This window comes from uncultured Megamonas sp. (genome assembly GCF_958438645.1).
GTDB lineage: Bacteria > Bacillota > Negativicutes > Selenomonadales > Selenomonadaceae > Megamonas.
Genome location: NZ_CAUBSM010000001.1, coordinates 34,458 through 55,607, shown reverse-complemented (window position 1 = coordinate 55,607; position 21,150 = coordinate 34,458). Strand labels below are relative to the sequence as shown.

17 protein-coding genes are annotated in these 21,150 nt (G+C 31.8%); 14 read left to right on the top strand and 3 right to left on the bottom strand.

Annotated elements, in window-relative coordinates:
- Positions 1-577 precede the first annotated feature (577 nt).
- The 13 genes from Q5I67_RS00260 to cobD all read left to right on the top strand — a co-directional run bounded on the left by Q5I67_RS00260 (position 578) and on the right by cobD (position 15,398).
- Complete coding sequence (locus Q5I67_RS00260) at positions 578-1,465, top strand: YitT family protein (protein ID WP_302485991.1); 888 nt, start codon at positions 578-580, stop codon at positions 1,463-1,465.
- Positions 1,466-1,493: 28 nt separating this feature from the next.
- Positions 1,494-2,285: an adenosylmethionine decarboxylase gene (speD, locus tag Q5I67_RS00255; protein ID WP_296898839.1), complete on the top strand. Its 792-nt coding sequence runs from the start codon at positions 1,494-1,496 to the stop codon at positions 2,283-2,285.
- Between the two features lie 68 nt (positions 2,286-2,353).
- Entirely contained in the window at positions 2,354-3,781 is a 1,428-nt protein-coding gene (locus tag Q5I67_RS00250; RefSeq protein WP_302486185.1) for an aminotransferase class I/II-fold pyridoxal phosphate-dependent enzyme, read from the top strand.
- A gap of 7 nt (positions 3,782-3,788) precedes the next feature.
- A complete protein-coding gene (speE, locus tag Q5I67_RS00245) occupies positions 3,789-4,649 on the top strand; it encodes a polyamine aminopropyltransferase (protein WP_015562656.1) in 861 nt (286 codons plus the stop codon).
- Positions 4,630-5,499, top strand: a complete 870-nt coding sequence (speB, locus tag Q5I67_RS00240) for an agmatinase (RefSeq protein ID WP_302485990.1) — start codon at positions 4,630-4,632, stop codon at positions 5,497-5,499. Before speE ends, speB begins: the two co-directional genes overlap by 20 nt.
- Before the next feature lie 29 nt (positions 5,500-5,528).
- Entirely contained in the window at positions 5,529-6,728 is a 1,200-nt protein-coding gene (locus Q5I67_RS00235; RefSeq protein ID WP_008538479.1) for a saccharopine dehydrogenase family protein, read from the top strand.
- 125 nt (positions 6,729-6,853) lie between these two features.
- Entirely contained in the window at positions 6,854-7,996 is a 1,143-nt protein-coding gene (nspC, locus tag Q5I67_RS00230; RefSeq protein ID WP_302485989.1) for a carboxynorspermidine decarboxylase, read from the top strand.
- 197 nt (positions 7,997-8,193) lie between these two features.
- Positions 8,194-9,444, top strand: coding sequence for a DUF445 domain-containing protein (locus Q5I67_RS00225; RefSeq protein WP_302485988.1), 1,251 nt, complete (start codon positions 8,194-8,196; stop codon positions 9,442-9,444).
- Positions 9,444-10,715 (top strand): DUF445 domain-containing protein, encoded by a 1,272-nt coding sequence (locus Q5I67_RS00220; RefSeq protein ID WP_302485987.1) that lies wholly within the window; start codon positions 9,444-9,446, stop codon positions 10,713-10,715. The genes Q5I67_RS00225 and Q5I67_RS00220 overlap by 1 nt, the downstream gene beginning before the upstream one ends.
- Positions 10,716-10,727: 12 nt before the next feature.
- A complete protein-coding gene (locus tag Q5I67_RS00215; RefSeq protein ID WP_302485986.1) occupies positions 10,728-12,086 on the top strand; it encodes a TrkH family potassium uptake protein in 1,359 nt (452 codons plus the stop codon).
- Between the two features lie 25 nt (positions 12,087-12,111).
- Positions 12,112-13,443 carry a TrkH family potassium uptake protein gene (locus Q5I67_RS00210; protein WP_302485985.1) on the top strand — a complete coding sequence of 444 codons (1,332 nt, stop codon included), beginning with the start codon at positions 12,112-12,114 and terminating at the stop codon, positions 13,441-13,443.
- A gap of 14 nt (positions 13,444-13,457) precedes the next feature.
- A complete protein-coding gene (locus Q5I67_RS00205; RefSeq protein WP_296898857.1) occupies positions 13,458-14,318 on the top strand; it encodes a hypothetical protein in 861 nt (286 codons plus the stop codon).
- 3 nt (positions 14,319-14,321) lie between these two features.
- On the top strand, positions 14,322-15,398 hold the full coding sequence (cobD, locus tag Q5I67_RS00200; protein ID WP_302485984.1) for a threonine-phosphate decarboxylase CobD: 1,077 nt from the start codon (positions 14,322-14,324) through the stop codon (positions 15,396-15,398).
- 63 nt (positions 15,399-15,461) lie between these two features.
- Here cobD and Q5I67_RS00195 read toward each other — a convergent pair whose 3' ends face one another.
- Together Q5I67_RS00195 and Q5I67_RS00190 are read right to left on the bottom strand one after the other, a co-directional pair.
- Positions 15,462-16,262 (bottom strand): ElyC/SanA/YdcF family protein, encoded by an 801-nt coding sequence (locus tag Q5I67_RS00195; RefSeq protein ID WP_302485983.1) that lies wholly within the window; start codon positions 16,260-16,262, stop codon positions 15,462-15,464.
- A gap of 14 nt (positions 16,263-16,276) precedes the next feature.
- Positions 16,277-16,894, bottom strand: coding sequence for a DUF1349 domain-containing protein (locus tag Q5I67_RS00190; protein WP_302485982.1), 618 nt, complete (start codon positions 16,892-16,894; stop codon positions 16,277-16,279).
- Positions 16,895-17,504: 610 nt separating this feature from the next.
- Between Q5I67_RS00190 and thrS the strand changes: the two genes are divergently transcribed.
- Positions 17,505-19,418, top strand: coding sequence for a threonine--tRNA ligase (gene thrS / locus Q5I67_RS00185; RefSeq protein ID WP_302485981.1), 1,914 nt, complete (start codon positions 17,505-17,507; stop codon positions 19,416-19,418).
- A 63-nt stretch (positions 19,419-19,481) separates the two neighbouring features.
- On the opposite strand, the gene Q5I67_RS00180 is transcribed toward thrS, so the two are convergent.
- Entirely contained in the window at positions 19,482-20,858 is a 1,377-nt protein-coding gene (locus tag Q5I67_RS00180; protein ID WP_302485980.1) for a dihydroorotase family protein, read from the bottom strand.
- Between the last annotated feature and the right edge of the window lie 292 nt (positions 20,859-21,150).

The window sequence follows — 21,150 nt, the reverse complement described above, 5'->3', positions numbered from 1 at the left end:
ATGAAGTAAATGCAATATAAATACAAAAAAAGACACGTTTTTTCGTGTCTTTTTTTGTGTGTATATATTATATTGGAGAGCTAAGGAAAAGCTTGTATTTAATATAACATAAATGATAATGATTTTCAATACCTAAAACAAATTAATTTATAAAAATTTTTATTTAGCAAATATATATTTTAAAATAACAAAAAAAGACACGTTATATCGTGCCTTTTTTGCTTGTATATATATCATAATTGGAGAGTCAAGGAAAAGCTTATACTTAATATAACATAAATGATAATCAATTTCAATATATAAATAAAAATAAATTTTTTTTAGAATAGCTTTATATAATTAGATAAGTTAAAATAAATAATAGGAAGTGTAAGCGAGAATATAAATTAGATGTTGATTTATAAAGAAAAATGAAAAATAATTTTTAGATTGCCTGGAATATGTTTATTTGATAAAAAATAGCTTTATTTTTGTATTGTTAAGATTATGTGAAAATGGTACAAATAATAAATTAAATATGTTAAAATACATTTTGCCGATATTTACATAACTTTAAAATTTTAACAGGAGGAGAAAGATGAAACATATTTCAGAATTAGCAAATACGCATATTTGGCGTTATTTCAAAATATTGATTGGTTCGTTGATTGCAGGTCTGGGATATAGTACGTTTATTATTCCTGCAAAATTGCTTGCTAGTGGGCTTAGTGGTATTGCTGTTATTGTTTATTATCTCATTGATTTGCCAATCGGTTTACAGTTGATAGTATATAATATTCCAATTGTGTATTTAGCATATAGAGTTTTTGGTAAATTATATGCAATAGATACGATTATTGGAACAGTGATGTTATCTATTGCCATTGATGCGACAAGTTTTATCGGTAATTATCACATTGTAGAAGATCCTATACTTAATTCTGTCTTTGGTGGTGTACTTGTAGGTATAGGTTGTGGTATTGTATTTAGAGCTAATTCTAATGGTGGTGGCTTCGATGTGTTAGGAGCCGTTATTAAAAAATATTATTCTCTTGATTTAGGAACAGTAGTATTTGGTTTTAATCTGATTATTATTTTAGTTGGTATAGTATTATTTAATGTTTCCATTGGTTTATATACATTGATTAATATGTATATTGTAGGTGAAATAACTAATAAAGTAGTAGCAGGTTTTAATAGAAAGAAATTAATAATTATTGTATCGCCGTTTGCAGAGCTCATGGCAGGTAGCATTATGCAATATTTAGGACGTGGTGTTACTTTTATGCATGGTGAAGGTGCATATAGTAGAAAAGATAGAAAAGTTATTTTTGTAGTAGTAAGTTTAACTCAAGTTAGTAAAATAAAATTGATAGCGTCAGCTATTGATCCTACAGCATTTATGATTATTACTGATACATCGGAAGTAACCGGACATGGATTTACGATAAAAAATCCGAAAGAAATAACGATTAAAAAGACATAGATATAAAAGAAAGAGGGAACGATGGTAAGTGGCCGAAAAACTTAAATTGTATGGATTTAATAATTTGACAAAGTCTTTGAGCTTTAATATTTATGATGTTTGCTATGCCAAAACACCTAGAGAACAACATGACTATATTAAATATATAGATGAACAATATAATTCGGAACGTTTGACAAAGATTTTAACAAATGTAGCAGAAATGATAGGTGCTAGAGTTCTTAATGTATCTAGTCAAGATTATGATCCTCAAGGTGCCAGCGTAACTATTCTTTTAGCAGATGAAAATATGCGATTAGCTAAAAATGATGATGTTTTAGAGGATAGTGTAAAAGGAAAAACTGTTTTAGGTCATTTGGATAAGAGTCATATTACAGTGCATACGTATCCGGAATATCATCCAGAGACAAGTATTGCTACATTTAGAGTAGATATAGATGTTTCTACTTGTGGGGAAATTACTCCACTTAGTACACTTGATTATTTAATTGGAAATTTTGATTCTGATATAATAACCATGGATTATCGTGTGCGAGGTTTTACACGTGATGTCAGTGGTAGAAAATTATTTATGGATCATAAGATAACATCTATTCAAGATTATATTATGCCAGATACTTTATTGAATTATGATGCAATGGATATAAATGTTTATCAGGCAAATTTATTTCATACAAGAATGTTGATTAAAGAGCCAGAATTAAGTAATTACTTATTTAATACTGATATCTATGAGATACCACCAAAAACAAGATTGGAAATAAGCAATCGTTTGCGTCGGGAGATGTTAGAGATTTTTAGTGGTACAAATGTTTTTTAGAAATTTTGTATATTTTGATTGATTAAAGAAGGTTGGTGAAATTATTGGATAGACAAGCACAAAAGAAAATGCCTGTTTTGGAAGCTTTAGAAAAATTTAAAAAAATGCGTGTAGTACCTTTTGATGTGCCAGGGCATAAAAGAGGTAGAGGAAATAAAGCTTTGTTAAATTTTTTAGGCGAGAAATGTTTATCTGTAGATGTAAATTCAATGAAACCATTAGACAATTTATGTCACCCAGTTTCGGTAATCAAAGAAGCTGAGGAGTTAGCAGCAGATGCTTTTGGAGCAGAGCATGCGTTTTTCATGGTAGGTGGGACTACGTCAGCTGTACAGACAATGATTTTGACAGCATGTAAGCGTGGAGATAAGATTATTTTACCGCGAAATGTTCATCGCAGTGCTATAAATGCAATGATTTTGTGTGGAGCTATTCCAATATATATTAATCCGCAAATGGATAAACAACTTGGTATATCACTTGGTATGTCAGTTGAAGATGTAAAAAAAGCGATAAGAGAAAATCCAGATGCCAAAGCAGTTTTAGTAAATAATCCAACATATTATGGCATTTGTTCAAATTTAAAAGAAATTATAAAAGTAGCTCATGAACATAATATGTTAGTATTAGCTGATGAAGCACATGGAACACATTTTTATTTTAATAAACGATTGCCTGTAGCTGCTATTCATGCAGGGGCTGATATGGCTGCTGTAAGTATGCATAAATCAGGTGGTTCGCTTACCCAAAGTTCATTTTTGCTCACTGGCAAAAATGTAAAAGCAGGTTATGTTCATCAGATTATAAATTTGACACAAACTACAAGTGGTTCATATTTATTGATGTCTAGTCTTGATATTTCTCGTTCTAATTTAGCCGTACATGGCAGTGAAATATTCGATTTTGTAATTGATTTAGTTGATTATGCACGACAAGAAATCAATAATATCGGCGATTATTATGCTTATGCTGATGAAAAGATAAATGGTGATAGTGTTTTTGATTTTGATACTACTAAATTAGCTATTTATACATTACCTGTAGGTCTTGCTGGTATTGAAGTATATGATTTATTGCGTGATGAATATGATATTCAAGCAGAATTTGGTGATATCGGCAATCTACTAGCTTATGTATCAGTCGGTGATAGAGCCAAAGATATTGAACGCTTAGTAAGTGCGTTAGCTGAAATTCGCAGAAATTATAAAAAAGACCATAAGGGCATGTTAGAAGCTGAATATATCAGCCCTAAAGTAATGTGTGGACCGCAAGATGCCTTTTATAGTGAAAAAGTATCTTTACCATTAGATGAAAGCTGTGGTAAAGTATGCAGTGAATTTGTAATGTGTTATCCACCAGGAATACCGATTTTGGCACCAGGGGAATTAATTACACCAGAGATTTTAGAATATATTCACTATGCTAAAGATAAAGGCTGTTCTATGACAGGCCCTGAAGATATGGAAATAAAACGTTTAAATGTAATTAAGGAGTGATAGATAAATGGATTTATGGTTCAGTGAATTACATACACCGTATGTAAAGTTTTCTATTCAGATTGATAAACAACTTCATTCTGAACAGACTGAGTTTCAACGTATAGATATTTTTGAGTCTAAAGAATTTGGTCGCATGATGGTATTAGATGGCTATGTAATGCTAACTGAAAAAGATGAATTCATTTATCATGAAATGATAGTTCATGTACCTATGGCAGTGCATCCTAATCCTAAGAGAGTGCTCATCATAGGTGGCGGTGATGGTGGTACTGCTCGTGAATTATTGCGTTATAAAAATGTAGAGTCAGTTGATTTAGTAGAAATTGATGAGCGTGTTGTGGATATTTCCCGTAAATATTTACCACAGACAGCTTGCAGTTTTGATGATGAACGCTTGCATTGTTATTTTGAAGATGGCTTGAAATTCATTCGCCATTGTGATAATGAATATGATTTAATTATCGTTGATTCTACAGATCCATTTGGCCCAGGGGAAGGTTTATTCACTAAGGAATTTTATGGAAATTGCTATAAAGCATTAAAAGAAGATGGCATTATGGTAAATCAGCATGAAAGCCCATTTTATGATGAAGATGCTTTTGCTATGCAAAGAGCTCATCAACGCATTGTAAAATCTTTCCCTATAAGTAGAGTATATCAAGCACATATCCCTACTTATCCATCTGGTCATTGGTTATTTGGCTTTGCGTCCAAAAAGTATCATCCAGTTTTAGATTTTGATGCTAAAAGATGGAATGCTTTAGGTTTGAAAACTCGCTATTATAATGCGAACTTACACAATGCATCATTTGCATTACCAAATTATGTGGAGGAATTAATGGAAGATGTTGAAGAAAAACATTGAGACATTTTTAGGTTGTGATAGAGAATATGATGAAGCGAAGATAGTTTTATTTGGTGCACCATTTGATTCTACGACTTCATATAGACCAGGGACTCGTTTTGCTAGTCGTACTATGAGAGCAGAATCATATGGTCTTGAAACTTTTAGCCCATATCTTGATTTAGATTTAGAAGATGCCTATGTTTTTGATGGCGGAGATTTAGAACTTCCTTTTGGCAGTGTGGAAAATGCACTAAAAGATATTGAAGATTTTACTCGTCAGATTGTAGATGATGGTAAAATTCCACTTATGATAGGTGGCGAACATCTAGTTACTTTAGGCAGTGTGCGTGCTGTAGCAGAAAAATATGATGATTTGCATATCATTCATTTTGATGCACATGCTGACCTTCGTGATGATTATTTAGGAGCTAAATTATCTCATGCTACAGTGCTTCATCGTGTATGGGATATCGTTGGTGATAATAAAATTTATCAATTCGGTATTAGAAGTGGTGAACGTGCTGAATTTGCTTGGGGCAAAGAGCATGTACAGACTAGACGTTTTGATTTTGTAGGTTTAAAAGATGTTGTAGAGAAATTAAAAGGAAAACCTGTTTATTTTACCGTGGATTTAGATGTATTAGATGCAGCTGTATTCCCGGGTACTGGTACACCAGAGGCTGGTGGAGTATCTTTTGATGAACTTCGTCGTGCTATGAATTTAGTAGCTAATAAATGCAATGTAGTAGGCTGTGATATGGTAGAATTATCTCCACCATATGATCAAAGTGGTATCTCTACTGCTACGGCTTTAAAATTATTACGTGAATATTTATTGGCTTTAGATTATAATATAAATAATAAATAAAAATTATTATAAAAGGGGGAATTTGCCAAATGGGTAAAGCTCTAATTATTGGTTGTGGTGGCGTAGCAAGTGTTACTATCCATAAATGTTGTCAAAATAGTGATGTATTCGAAGAAATCTGTATTGCTAGCCGTACAAAAAGCAAATGTGATGCTTTAAAAGAAAAATTAAGCGGTGGCAAAACAAAAATTACTACAGCTCAAGTAGATGCTGATGATGTAAATCAACTTATTAATTTAATCAATGAATTTAAACCAGATGTAGTAATCAATTTAGCTCTTCCATATCAAGATTTAACAATCATGGACGCTTGTCTTGCTACTAAAGTTCATTATGTGGATACTGCAAATTATGAACCATTAGATACTGCTAAATTTGAATATAAATGGCAATGGGCTTATCGTGAACGTTTTGAAAAAGCTGGAATTACTGCACTTTTAGGCAGTGGTTTTGACCCAGGTGTAACAGGCGTATTCTCTGCTTATGCAATGAAACATCATTTTGATGAAATTAACTATATTGATATCTTGGATTGTAATGCAGGTGACCATGGTTATCCATTTGCTACAAACTTCAATCCTGAAATCAATATTCGTGAAGTTTCTGCTAATGGTAGCTACTGGGAAGATGGTAAATGGGTAGAAACCAAACCTATGGAAATAAAACGCGTGTACAACTTCCCAGAAATTGGCGAAAAAGACATGTATTTACTCCATCATGAAGAACTTGAATCTTTGGGCTTAAATATCAAAGGCATCAAACGTATTCGTTTCTTCATGACTTTTGGTCAGTCTTATTTAACTCATTTAAAATGTTTAGAAAATGTAGGTATGACTTCTATCGAACCTATCGAATTTGAAGGTCATAAAATCGTGCCACTTCAATTCTTAAAAGCTGTACTTCCAGATCCAGCTAGCCTTGGCCCTCGCACAGTAGGCAAAACAAATATCGGCTGTATTTTCCAAGGTAAAAAAGATGGCAAAGATAAAACATATTATTTATACAATGTTTGCGACCATCAAGAATGCTATAAAGAAGTTGGCTCTCAAGCAATCTCTTATACAACTGGTGTTCCAGCAATGATTGGTGCAATGCTTATCATGAACGGCACATGGAAAAAACCAGGTGTATATAATATTGAAGAATTTGATCCAGATCCATTTATGGACGCTCTTAATAAATGGGGTCTTCCATGGAAAGAAAGCTTCAACCCTGATTTAGTAGAATAAAATTTATTTATCAATAAAAATAAGACAGTATGCCATTGGTGTACTGTCTTATTTAAATAAATTAGGATTTTAAAGAGAATAAAGATTATAATGTATTAAATTATTAATTTTAAGGAAGTGATTTAGTGAAATTAGAAGAAAAATTACAAAGTGTAGCAACTCCTAGTTATGTCATGGATGAGAAAAAACTTCGTGAAAATCTTGAAGTTTTAAAAATGGTACAAGATAGAACAGGTTGTCATATTTTACTTGCTCAAAAAGCTTTTTCCATGTTTTATTTTTATCCTATGATTGGCAAATATCTAAAAGGTGCTACAGCAAGTGGAATTTTTGAAGCAAAATTGGCTCATGAATTTATGAAAGGTAAAGAAAATCACATATTTTCCCCAGCATATAAAGAAAAAGATTTTGCTGAAATCGTGGAGATTTGCGACCATATAATTTTTAATTCCTTTAATCAGTGGGAAAAATATAAAGATATAGCTTTAGCCAAAGGCAAAGAATGTGGTATTCGCATTAATCCAGAATGTTCTACACAAGAAGGCCATGCTATTTATGATCCATGTGCTAAAGGTTCTCGCTTAGGCGTTACACTTGATAATTTTGAACCAGAAAAATTAAAAGGCTTAAAAGGGCTTCATTTCCATACGCTTTGCGAACAAAATTCTGATGATTTAAAAACTACTTTAGATGCTATTGAAGCGAAGTTTGGCAAATATTTATATGATTTAAAATGGCTCAATTTTGGTGGTGGACATCATATCACTCGCGAAGATTATGATATTGAACTTTTGATAAATTGCATTAATCATATGAAGGAAAAATATGATTTAGAAATTTATTTAGAACCTGGTGAAGCTGTGGCATTAAATGCTGGTTATTTAGTTAGCGAAGTATTAGAGCTTATTCATAATGATATAGATATTGCAATCTTAGATACTTCTGCTGCTTGTCATATGCCTGATGTATTGGAAATGCCATATAGACCAAAAGTAATTAATTCAGGAAAACCAAACGAGAAAGCATATACTTATCGTTTTGGTGGTCCTACTTGTCTTGCAGGTGATATCATAGGGGAATATTCTTTTGATAAACCTTTAAAAGTTGGCGATAAAATTATCTTCTGTGATATGGCTATTTATTCCATGGTAAAAAATAATACTTTCAATGGTATGCCACTTCCAGATATTGCCGTTTTACATGAAGATGATACTATCGAAGTAGTAAAATCTTTTGGCTATGAAGATTTTAAAATGAGATTGTCCTAAATTATTAATTATAAATTTAGTTATATCTTATGATATTTAATGAAATAAAGATTATTTAAGTTGATTTATTTAGCTTGAATAATCTTTATTTTTGTTTGACTTCTGTTTAATATAGTAGTTAATTTACTGAAAATATTTTATAAAATTTACATTTGCGGTATAATAACTGTATATCATTTGGGAAAGGGAGGTTTACTATGTCGAAAAAAACGCAGGCTACATTGGTTTTAGTCATCATGTTTTTAGGATTTATAGCTACATATAATTTAAATTCTTTTTGGGGTTTATTGTTAAATCATGGCTTTTTAGCAGCTTTGATTGGTGGTTTAGCAGACTGGTTTGCAGTAACAGCTTTATTTAGAAAACCTCTTGGATTTATTTCCTATCGTACAGAAATTTTACCTCGAAATCGTGAGCGTATCATGGATGAACTAGTAAAATTTATTGGTAGAGATTTATTAAATCCAGATTATATCATCAGCAATGTCAAAAATTATAATATGGCAATGATGGTAGTAGAGTATGCTCAAAGAGGTGGCAAAGAAAAGGCCAAAGTAGCATTAAAAGAATTAGTTATGCAGGTAATTAATTCACTAGATACTAAAAAAGTCGGTTATTCTTTGGCAAGTGCGTTGAAAAGTCGTCGCAAAAACTTTAATATAGCAAGACTTATCATTCAGTTTTTGTTAGCTTTTATCAAAACACCAGCAGGTGATAGATGTATAGATTATCTCATAAAAATGGTTAGGGCTATAATGCCTAATTTATTGGCAAAAGATAGTCTACATAAAATGATTGACGATAATGTATCTATAATTAAACAAAAATACATTGGTGATAGTCAAAAACGCAGTTTTATGTTTGATATGGTGGATTTATCTAGTGAAAATTTAACGCAAAAATTAAATGATAAAATAGATGAATATACTAATTTATTATTGGATTATGACAGTAAAGAACGTGAACATTTAAAAGTTGTTCTTGCTGAAAAAATAGAAAGTTTAGGCAAGCGAAGTGGTTATAAATTAAAAGTAGCTCAATTAGAACATTATTTCTTTGTTAAGAAATTTGATTTTAGTGATCATTTAGTATCTTTGATAGATAGTTTTTGTCAAAATAATGAAAATAGAGAACAATTATGGAAACAGATAGAAGATTATATTGATGGTATTATTGAAAAACTAGCTGTGGATGATAAAATGCAAGCTAGATTAAATAATTTTTTTATTAATACAATAACGAAGATAATCCAAAATAATTCACAATGGGGCTTAGATTACATTAAAGATGAGTTGATGAAATATTCACAGCAGGAATTTGTGGATTTGGTAGAAAAACGTGTGGGCGATGACCTTCAGATGATACGTATAAATGGTTCTGTAGTCGGTGCTATTGCCGGTATGGGATTGTATGTAATATCCTTTGTTGTAGAAAGGATGTGTGGTTGATGGACAGATTTAATAAGGCAGATAAAACATTATGCGTATTATTTATTTGTTTTTTAGTAGTTTTGGCACTGAAGACATTATATCCGCAGTATATTATTTTTGAATTGTTATTATTTTGTAGTGAAGCAAGTTTAGTTGGTGGAATAGCAGACTGGTTTGCAGTAACAGCTTTATTTAAAAAGCCACTCGGATTTCCTTTTCATACAGCAATATTGCCAAGACGTAGAAATGCGTTTATAAATTCTTGTGTGAAGATGTTGCAGACAGAGTTTTTATCTAAGCGAAAAATTTATAGACGTATCTGCAATGCTGATTTATTATCTTGGGGCTTGAAATGGATAAAAAAACCAGAGAATAAACAATATGTGTTAAATGAAGTAATGCATTTTTTATTGCAAAAAATTTCCGAAGTAGATGCTTCCAAAGTAGCTGCTAAAAATAGTGAAAAATTAGCTCAGATAATATTAAAAGAGTCTATGAGTAATCTGTCTAATAAATTGATAGATATTCTTTTAAAATCGGAGAATAGTCAATTAGCTGTAGATAAGAGTATAAATCTATTAAAAGGCTATTTTGCTGGCAGAGATGGTAAAGCTAAGATAGATGCTTTTATAGAAAATTATCAAAAGCAATATGGAAGTGGTCTAGGTGGATTGATGTTATCACTTGCCTTAGCGACAAATGCTTTAGATCCAGAAGAATTATCATTGATAATACATGAGCGTATTTTGACTTTATTGGAAGAAGTCAGTGATAAAGATAGCGAATTATATGCGAATTTTATAGATTTGTATGAATCTATTTTAAAAGGTATTCGTGAAGATGAAAATTGGATAAATAGTTTAGAAAATTTACGTGACAATTTTGTTGATATGGGTGTAGTGCAAAAAATTGTGCAAAATTCAATTCGCAATGTCTGTGAATATTTATTGGCTAGTGGTAATAAGAGCAATAAACTTTATCAAACTATAGAGCATATATTTGCAGAAGAAATTGATAGATGTATTGAAAAATTAAATACTAATAATGAATTTAAATCGAAAATTAATCGTTTCGTATTGGATGTTGTTCATCGCAGTGCTTTAAAAGGTGAAGATGTAATCTTAGAATTAGCACGTAAATTTTTAGAGGGATTAACAGATAAGCAATTAAATGAATTAGTTTATGACAAAGTAGAAACAGATATGATATGGATTCGTTTAAATGGTTCTATTGTCGGAGGTATCATTGGTTTTTTTGCTTTTTGGGTATTGCAGTTAGTGAATAATTAGGAGGAATAAATATTGCAACGAGCAGAAATTCCCAAGAGTATTAATAATTGGCTATTGATGTTAAGCCCCTATCAAGTGTTGGTATTTTCTTTTTTAGGCTTGATATTGGTGGGAGCATTTTTATTGATGCTTCCCATGGCTTCTAAAGATGGTAATTCGCTATCTTTTGTAGATGCCTTATTTACCTCAACATCAGCTGTATGTGTTACTGGTTTAATTGTAGTGGATACTGGTCAATATTTTTCTACATTTGGGCAATTAGTAATTATTATATTGATTCAAATTGGCGGTTTTGGAGTAATGACAATGACGACAGTATTTGCCTTGATTTTGGGAAAGCGTATTCAACTTAGAAGTAGATTGATAGCCCAAGAATCATTGAATAGGTTGACTGTCGGGGGCGTTGTAAAATTAATTAAATTATTGGTCAAAACTACTTTATGTATTGAATTTGTGGGTGGCGTAGTATTATCGTTTAGACTTTATCCTGATTATGGAATACATGGGATATATATGGCTTTTTGGCATTCGATATCAGCATTTTGTAATGCGGGTTTTGATATTTTTGGTGGTACAAATATTTTTAGATATAATACAGATCCACTATTTTGTATTGTCATAGCTTTGTTGATTATTTTAGGCGGTATAGGTTATGGCGTAACGGTAGAACTTTATCAAAAGCATGATTGGAAAAAGTTTTCTTTGCATACAAAAGTTGTACTGTTAACGACATTAATTTTATTAGTAGTTGGTACAATTGTATTATTTTTCTTAGAATATAATAATGCAGATTCAATTGGCAATTGGGATTGGTGGCATAAGTTGATAGGAACTTTCTTTTTATCGACGACTGCACGTACAGCAGGATATACTTTGATGGATACAGGAGCTTTACATGAAGCATCATTGTTTTTCCTCATCATATTGATGTTTTTAGGTGCATCTCCTGGTTCTACTGGTGGTGGGATAAAGACTACAACTTTTGCGATAATATTTGCAACGGTTACTTCTATTATTCGTGGCAATGAAGAAGTTACATTGTTTAAAAGACGTATTGAACATGATTTGATTGTAAAATCATTGGCTATTTTTTATATAGCAGCAGCTTTAGTAGTTTTAGGGACAATGTTTTTATGTTTGACAGAAGATTTTTCATTTATAAAAATATTGTTTGAAGTTACATCGGCATTAGCTACAGTAGGATTATCTACAGGTATTACATCTAGTTTAACAATTTATGGTAAATTAATGTTAGTTTTAATAATGTTTATTGGTCGTTTAGGAGTATTGACTTTTTTGATGGCAATAGCTATGCGTAATCGCAAAAAAGTTAAAATAGGATATCCTTCTGAACGCATTGGGGTAGGTTGATTATGAGTATTAGGTTTAAATTAAAATGATGAAATATGTTAGAAAATTAAATCCATATCAGATTGTTTTATGTAGTTACGGCTTAATTATCTTAACGGGTACATTATTATTGATGTTGCCGATTACAGTAGTGAATATAGAGCCATTGAGTTTTGTTGATGCTTTATTTATGTCTGCTTCAGCAGTATGTGTATCAGGTGTATCTATATTTAATCTGGGTGATAATTTTTCGATATTTGGACAGATGATAGTTATTATTTTGGTGCAAATAGGTGCATTGGGTATCATGACGATAACTACCATTTTGGCAGTGGTCATGGGGAAACGCATTCAATTGCGTGATAGATTATTGATTCAAGAATCATTGCAAAGATGGTCGGTGGCTGGTGTAGTACGACTTGTAATCAGTATTGTGAAGATGACTTTCGTCTTTGAATTTGTAGGTGGCGTAATCTTAACCATGATTTTTTGTCAAGATTATAATATGCTTACAGCTATATATTTTGGTTTTTGGCATTCGATATCAGCTTTTTGCAATGCAGGCTTTGATATTTTAGGCGGAAATAATTTTGCAGATTATATTTTTCATCCATTTTTTAATTTAGTATTATTAGTAGAAGTTGTTTGTGGTGGATTGGGATTTGCAGTATTGTTAGATGTTTATCAAAAACGTAAATGGCAAAAATTAAGTATTAACAGTAAGCTTGTACTTGTTACCACCTGCTTTTTGATTGTTACAGGTAGTGTATTTATTTTTATCTTGGAATATGGCAATCAAAATACTTTGGGCGATTTAGGTATATTTGATAAAATCATGGTAAGTACTTTTATGGCTTCGATGGCTAGAACATCTGGATTTTCTATGCTCGATATAGGTTCATTGACTGAGCCTAGTTTATTATTGATCATGTTTTTGATGTTTATAGGCGGTTCACCAGCTTCAACAGGTGGCGGTATTAAAACTACTACTATAGCTGTTATCTTCGCTGCCATTTGGTCACTTATTCGCGGTAGAGAAGATGTAGTTATCTTTGAGCGAACTGTACCACCGATAGTCATTTTCCGTGCGATGAGTATTTTCTTTGTCAGTGCGATTGTAGTATTTTTGATGTCGATGTTTTTATGTTTGACAGAAGATATTGCTTTGTCTAAAATTTTATTTGAATCTGTATCCATGTTTGCTACTGTAGGTTTACCTACAGGAACGATAAATGAAATGGATGCTTCTAGTAGAATTGTAATTATTTTTGTGATGTTAATGGGACGAATTGGGATTATTTCTTTTGCGATGGCTCTTGTTATTCGCAAGAAGAAAAATAAAATTCGCTATCCTGAAGATAAATTTATTATTGGTTAAGGGGAATTGTTTGCATGAGTCTTAGTGTTAAAATACCGGGTTCTTGTGGCGAATTAGTACAAGGCATGATTGATGATATACCTTTTTTAGTTACTTGTCCGATTTCAATGTATACCAAGGCGAGTATAACAAAATATTTTTCTTATTTACCATATAAAGCTCGTTTAGCACGTAATAAAACTCTTGATTATCTAGGCACTAAATCTTATGCAAAATTTTGTTTAACTACAGAATTGTTGACTGGAAAGGGCATGGCTTCAAGTAGTGCAGATATTGCGAGCATTTGTCAATTGACAGCCCTTTCTTGTAAAAGACAGTTGTCTCAAGATGAAATATCGAAGATTGCTACGAGCATTGAGCCTACAGATGGTATTTTCTGTAAGGGAATTGTCAGATATAATCATTTAAATGGTCAAGTTTTAGAGCATCTAGGTTTAGCACCAAAAATCAAAATCTTGATGTTTGATTGTGGTGGTAAAGTAGATACCTTATCATTTAATCGTCGCAAGGATTTAAAAAAATTATATCGAGAAAATGAAAATGTTATCAAAGAAGCTTTGGATTGTTTGCGTATTGGCTTTAAAGAAAAAAACAATAAATATATTGGTAAAGCTTGCGTTATGAGTGCGTATGCTAATCAAAAAATATTATATAAAAAGCAGTTAGAAGATATCATGATAATATCAGAGGGCTATCAAGCAATTGGTGTAAATGTCGCTCATAGTGGTACAGTCATCGGCGTATTATTTAATGATGATTGTGATGATGAGATAGTTGAAGAATGTAAACAAAAGATATTGAGTGAATGTTTTGATTTACATTATTTAAATTTAGTAAAAATGATTTCTGGTGGAATTATCATAGAAAGAGAGTAAATTATGCAAAAGTTTGAGCATGGTGGAGATTTGAAAAAAATAATGGCACAGGAAAATTTAGATAAAATCATAGATTTCAGTGCTAATATAAATCCTTATGGATTATCAAAAAATATAAGAAAAGCAATTGTCGAACATATAGATGATATAATTCATTATCCAGAGCCAGATGCTAGAGAACTTTGTGGCAAAATCGCTGATACATATGGTATTAGTGCAGATAAAGTCATTGTAGGCAATGGTGCAGTAGAATTATTGTATACGCTTTGTCATATCTTAAAGCCTAAAAATGCTTTGATTATATCGCCAGGATTTAGCGAATATGAACGAGCAGCAAAAGCTTCAGGAGCAAATATAAATTATGTGATGCTATCTGAAAAACAGGAATTTAATTCTCCAATGAGGGATTTAATCGTAAATATAAAGGGCAATGATATTTTATTTATCGGCAATCCTAATAATCCAACAGGTACATTATATACTGTAGAAGATATGGAGCTTTTGATTGAACATGCTGAAAATAATGGCTGTTTTGTAGTTGTTGATGAGTCTTTTATGGATTTTATCAAAACTAGTGAGGCTTTTTCTGTGCTTCCTCTAGTGGAAAAATATCATAATTTATTTGTATTGCATTCTTTAACTAAATTTTATGCATTACCTGGACTTCGTCTAGGCTTTGCAGCTACAGACCATGAAGTTTTAGATCCACTGTATCAGGCAAAAGACCCATGGAATGTAAATACTTTAGCACAAGTTGCAGGTATGGTGGCTTTGGAAGATAAAGTATATCAGCGTCGCAGTAGAACATATACGAGAACGGAAATAAATTATTTATATGAAGAATTATCTAATTTTGATAAGTTGAAAGTATATGAGCCAACTGTTAATTTTATTTTAGTGAATATAGAAAAAACGAATATGACAGCAAATGAATTTAAAGCAAAATTATTATCATATGGCATAGCTATTCGCAATTGTGAAAATTATCCTGGATTAAATGAGTATTTCGTGCGTTTTGCAGTGCGAACTCGTGAAGAAAATGATGAATTAATTGATGCTTTGACAGAGATTTTAGCTTAAAAAAAGTGTCTACTAAATTATATTTTGTTAATATGATAAAAATATAATTAGTAGACACTTTCTTTATTTTGTAGCATAAAGCGGATTTGCTTGACGAGATTTTATATTTAAATGTTGATAGAGATATTGATAAGCACTATGGACTTCTTGCGGTATATCTACATGAGCGATAAAGTCTTTACCTTTAGGGCCATAACCATTGATATTATCTGTAAGACGAGGTATTTCTCCCATGAGTAGTTCAATATATTTATCGATATGCCACATTTGCCAGATATTATTTTGTTTTAGGCATAATTTATCATTTTGAACAGTGAAATGAACTTTATAGGTGGCATAATTGATCAAAGTAGTATCACAAGGACAATATTTTCGAAAACCTGCATCCATGCGATTTTGCATAGTGGCATCTTGCATAAAAATGATGGATTTGGGTTTTAAATCTAGATTTTTTAAAAGTTCTAGAGTATTAGTGATATTATTACCGCAATTAGTCGATTTAGTTTCAAGTAGACAATCTGCGATATTGTATTTGTTTTTTAGATAAAGAGCAAAGATTTCTGCTTCTGATTTAGTGGAGATATCTATATCGACTAAAGATGATTGCATTTTTTTGCGGAGTGCTTCTGTAGTATGACCAGCTCCGCCGACTAAAAGGTAATTTTTAGCTATGTTCTGTTGATGAGCTTTAGCAAATACATCAGCACCTTCAGGAATAGAACCACCGAATAAAATCAGTAAATCTACTTGCGATAAATTATACTTTTGTTGTAAATTCTCAGTTGAAAGTGCAGTCAAATCTCTTTTAGCTAGAAAATCAATGAGCGTATTTAAATTTTTAGCGATAAATGTATTTGTATTCATAAAATAACATTCCTTTAATCAGCTAAATCTTCATCAGGTTGTTGACCATCATGGGCTTGCCAAACACATTCAGTCATTTTAAAATCAGTGAATGTAGCTTTAAATGAAGAATTTTCTGGGCTACAAGCGTAGATGCCAAACTGGATATCACCAGAAGCTTCCCAAAGATGACATACACGCATTTGTTCATAATTTATGCCATCAAAAGAACATTCTATGCGAAAATCATCTTTTCGGCGACTTAATCTATACCAAATGGATTTTATAGAACTATTAATGACAGTTGTTGCCCAATCGGAATAACCTTTGTTAGTAACGACACTGCCTAGATGTTGAATTTCTTCGTTTTCATATTCAACAGAAGCTTTGAGCCAATTTTCACTATTTAGGTACACAACTATACCACATTGGTCAAATCGTATCTTGCTATCAAAATCTGTTTTAACAATAAAAGAAAAAAATTCTTCACTTGTATTTATTTGAAGTACAGGAGCATTATCATTTCTGAAATGATAATATGTTCTTTGCCATAAATCAGTATGCGGTGAAGTTATGATTTCGATTTTATCATTAGTTATGGTGTATGATGATGGTTTTCGAGTCCAATTTAATTTATTTACATTAAAAAACATGGTAACATCTCCTTTATTTATAGTATATATGAATTATTTTAAATTTGTATATGTATATCATGAAAATAAAAAAAAGCCGATAGGGAGAGAAAACCTATCGGAGAGCAAAAACTTATATAACTTTATTGAGTTATAAATAAAGTATAATCTCATTAGATTAAAAATTGATTAAAGGTAAGATTAAATTTAGATTAAAATGAATATTATTATACAGTGATAAAATATTATAGATATATTTTATTTTGTATTTTTTTGTATTTTAAATTTAAATATTGAAGGATTTGAGCTCTTGACATTGGTAAATTGGTTTATTATAATGAGAACATCATAAAGATATAAAAGTAATGCGAAAGACATGATTAAAGAACTATATGTTTACAGAGAGAGAAGTCGAGGCTGGAAACTTCTTAAACGTACTCTTTAATTACCACTTTCAAACTGTAGAGCTGAACTATAAATTTAGATTTATTTATTAAGTTTTACCGGAGAAATTCCGTTATCATTTTTGAGTTGGTCATATTTTATGGCAAACAGGGTGGAACCGCGAACTACAAGCCTCGTCCCTAGTTTTGGGATGGAGGCTTTTTATTTTTTAGGAGGTTAATAAAAAATGGCAAATATCACATTAAAAGATGGTGCTGTTCGTGAAGTAGCTGAAGGCACTACTGTTCTTGATTTTGTAAAATCCTTTAGTAATTCTTTAGCAAAAAAAGCTTTAGCTTGCAAAATTGATGGAGAAACTAAAGATTTAATGACTGTTATAGATGGAGATCATCAAGTAGAAATCTTAACTTTTGAAGATGAAGATGGTCGTTGGGCACTTCGTCATAGTGCTTCTCATATTTTAGCTCAAGCTGTAAAACGTCTTTATGGCGATAAAAATGTAAAACTTGCAATTGGCCCTGCAATTGACAATGGTTTCTACTATGATTTCGATATGGATCATCAGCTCAGCACTGAAGATTTAGCGAAAATTGAAAAAGAAATGAAAAAAATTGTTAAAGAAAATTTAGCAATTGTACGTAAAGAAGTTACTCGTCAAGAAGCACTTGATTTCTTCAATGCTGAAGGCGAAAGTTATAAAGTAGAATTAATCAATGATTTACCAGAAGATGCTATGATCACTATGTACAGTCAAGGTGAATTCACTGATCTTTGTGCAGGCCCACACGTAGTATCTACAGGTAAAGTAAAAGCAATAAAATTACAATCCGTTGCTGGTGCTTATTGGCGTGGCAGTGAAAAAAATAAAATGCTTCAACGTATCTATGGTACAGCATTTGAAAAACAAGCTGATTTAGATGCTTATTTAAAAATGCTTGAAGAAGCAGCTAAACGCGATCACCGTAAACTCGGTAAAGAACTTGATTTATTCAGCTTACATGAAGAAGGTCCAGGCTTCCCATTCTTCCATCCAAATGGTATGGTAATCAGAAACGAACTTATTAACTACTGGCGTGAAATTCATCGTCAATTCGGTTACCAAGAAATTAAAACTCCAATGATTTTAAATCGTAAACTTTGGGAAACTTCTGGTCACTGGGATCATTATAAAGAAAATATGTACTTCACTAAAATTGATGATGAAGATTATGCAATCAAACCAATGAACTGCCCAGGTGGTATGCTTGTATATTTAACACAGCAACATAGCTATCGTGATTTACCACTTCGTCTCGGTGAACTTGGTCTTGTACATCGTCATGAATTATCTGGTGCATTACATGGTTTAATGCGTGTACGTAACTTTACACAAGATGATGCTCATATCTTCATGTTACCTAGCCAAATTGAAGGCGAAATTCAAAAAGTTATTGACTTATTCGATAAAGTTTATAGTACATTTGGTTTAACTTATCATGCAGAACTCAGCACACGTCCTGAAGATTCCATGGGTTCTGATGAAGTTTGGGAAACTGCAACTAATGCACTTAGAAATGCACTTGAACATCGTGGTCTTAAATATGTTATCAACGAAGGCGATGGAGCTTTCTATGGTCCAAAAATCGACTTCCATTTAACTGACTCTATCGGTCGTACTTGGCAGTGCGGTACAATTCAGCTTGATATGTTAATGCCTGAAAAATTCGACCTCACTTATATCGGTGAAGATGGTCAGAAACATCGTCCAGTAATGATTCACCGTGTAGTATACGGAAGTATCGAACGTTTTATCGGTATCTTGATTGAAAACTATGCTGGTGCATTCCCTGCTTGGCTTGCTCCTGTACAGGTTAAAATCTTACCTATCAGCGATAAATATGTTGATTATGCTTATGAAATCAAACGCAAAATGTTTGACCTCGGCATTCGCGTAGAAGTTGATGACCGCAATGAAAAAATCGGTTATAAAATCCGTGAAGCTCAAGTTAAAAAAATTCCATACAGCATTATCGTAGGTGAATCTGAATTAGAAAATAAAAATATTTCTGTTCGTAAACGCCGTGAAAAAGATACTGTTACAATGGATACTGATACATTCATCAATAATCTTCTTGAAGAAATCAAAACAAAAGCTCAGTAATTAATAAAAATAAAAGCTCTTAATAGTTTTTAACTATTAAGAGCTTTTTGTTTTAAAATTTAATTATTTTATCCATTTTCCACAAGCTTTATCTTGGCAGATTTTATTATTATCTACAACTAATTGACCGCGTAAAAATGTTTTAATTGGCCAGCCTTTGATTTTTCTACCAGCAAAAGCAGTAAGAGGTTGTTTACTGTGAAGTTTTTCATTTTCAATAGTATCGATTTTATTCATATCGACAACCACAATATCGGCATCTTTACCGATTTCTAAATTACCTTTATTTGGTAAATTATAGATAGTAGCTACATTTTTAGCCATGACTTTCACCAAGAAAGGTAAAGTGATATGACCATTATTTACTTCATTGAGCATTAATGGAAGCATAGTTTCTACCCCGCACATGCCAGCAGGAATAGAGAATAAATCACCTTGTTTTTCACTGATGATATGCGGTGCATGGTCAGAAGCAATAAAATCTATAGTGCCATTTTTCAATCCTTGCCAAAGTGCAACTCTATCTTCTTCATGTTTGATGACAGGATATACTTTCATCATTGGTCCTACACTATCATAATCTTTAGCAGATAAAAATAGATATTGCGGGCAAGTTTCAGCAGTTATATTTACGCCATTAGCCTTTGCTTGAGCTACTGCTTCCATTCCCATTTTAGAAGTCAAATGAAGAATATGAAGTCTAGCACCAGTGGTTTTAGCAAGTAGACTAGCTGTTTGAATAGTCAAAGCTTCGGCTAGAGCTGGTCGAGATTGGATTAAAGCTTCATAATCTTTTCTGCTAGATTGTTGAAGACGTTTAGTTAAAGTCTGGATTAATTCGATATTTTCAGCATGAATAGCGATTATTTTACCTGTTTTTGCCATTTGTTCAAAGATTTCATAGACTTCACCGTCGCCAAGAGGTGGGATAATATCTTCATCTTTAGGATCATAATTATAAATTAAAGCTTTAGTCTTGGCATTTATAGCATATCCCCAGAAAAATTTTACAGCACTAGCACCGGCTTCACAGAGTCTAGGTAAATCACAAAGATTGATTTCACCTAAAGAAAGTCCCCAGATGCCATAATCAGCAAAAGCTTTAGGAGCAAAATAATTTGCTTTTTGCAATAAATCTTGTTCATTTAAAACAGAAGGATTAGTATTGGGCATATCAAATACAGTAGTTACGCCACCAGCAATAGCTGCTTGTGTACCAGTTGTAAAATCTTCTTTAGCAGTAGTTCCAGGATCACGAAAATGACAATGCGTATCAATACAGCCAGGTAAAAGATATTTGCCAGTTACATCATAAACTTTATTAGCAGGTTTATCAGCTAAAGAAATTTCAGCAATTTTCTCATCTTGTATATAAATATTTCCTAGATAGATTTCATTTTCATTAACAATAAAACCATTTTTTAACGCTAAATCATACATAAAAAAATATCCCTCCTAAGAATTATAAAATTCATTTTTCCTTTGTATAAAAAATAAACTAAATCATAACAAATAGCATAACATATTTTTAAAATGCTAAAAATAATAAAAATTACGTTAAAAATCCCGCAGATAAGATTTATAATTTGAGAAATAAATAGTATATATTATTTTCTTATATATGATATAAGAATAATACAAAACATACCCGCGTTAGCAGATTTTTACGGTAGCTGAAAGCTATTGATAAAGATAAAATCAATATCGCGGGATTTTTCTTTTTGCTTCGTTT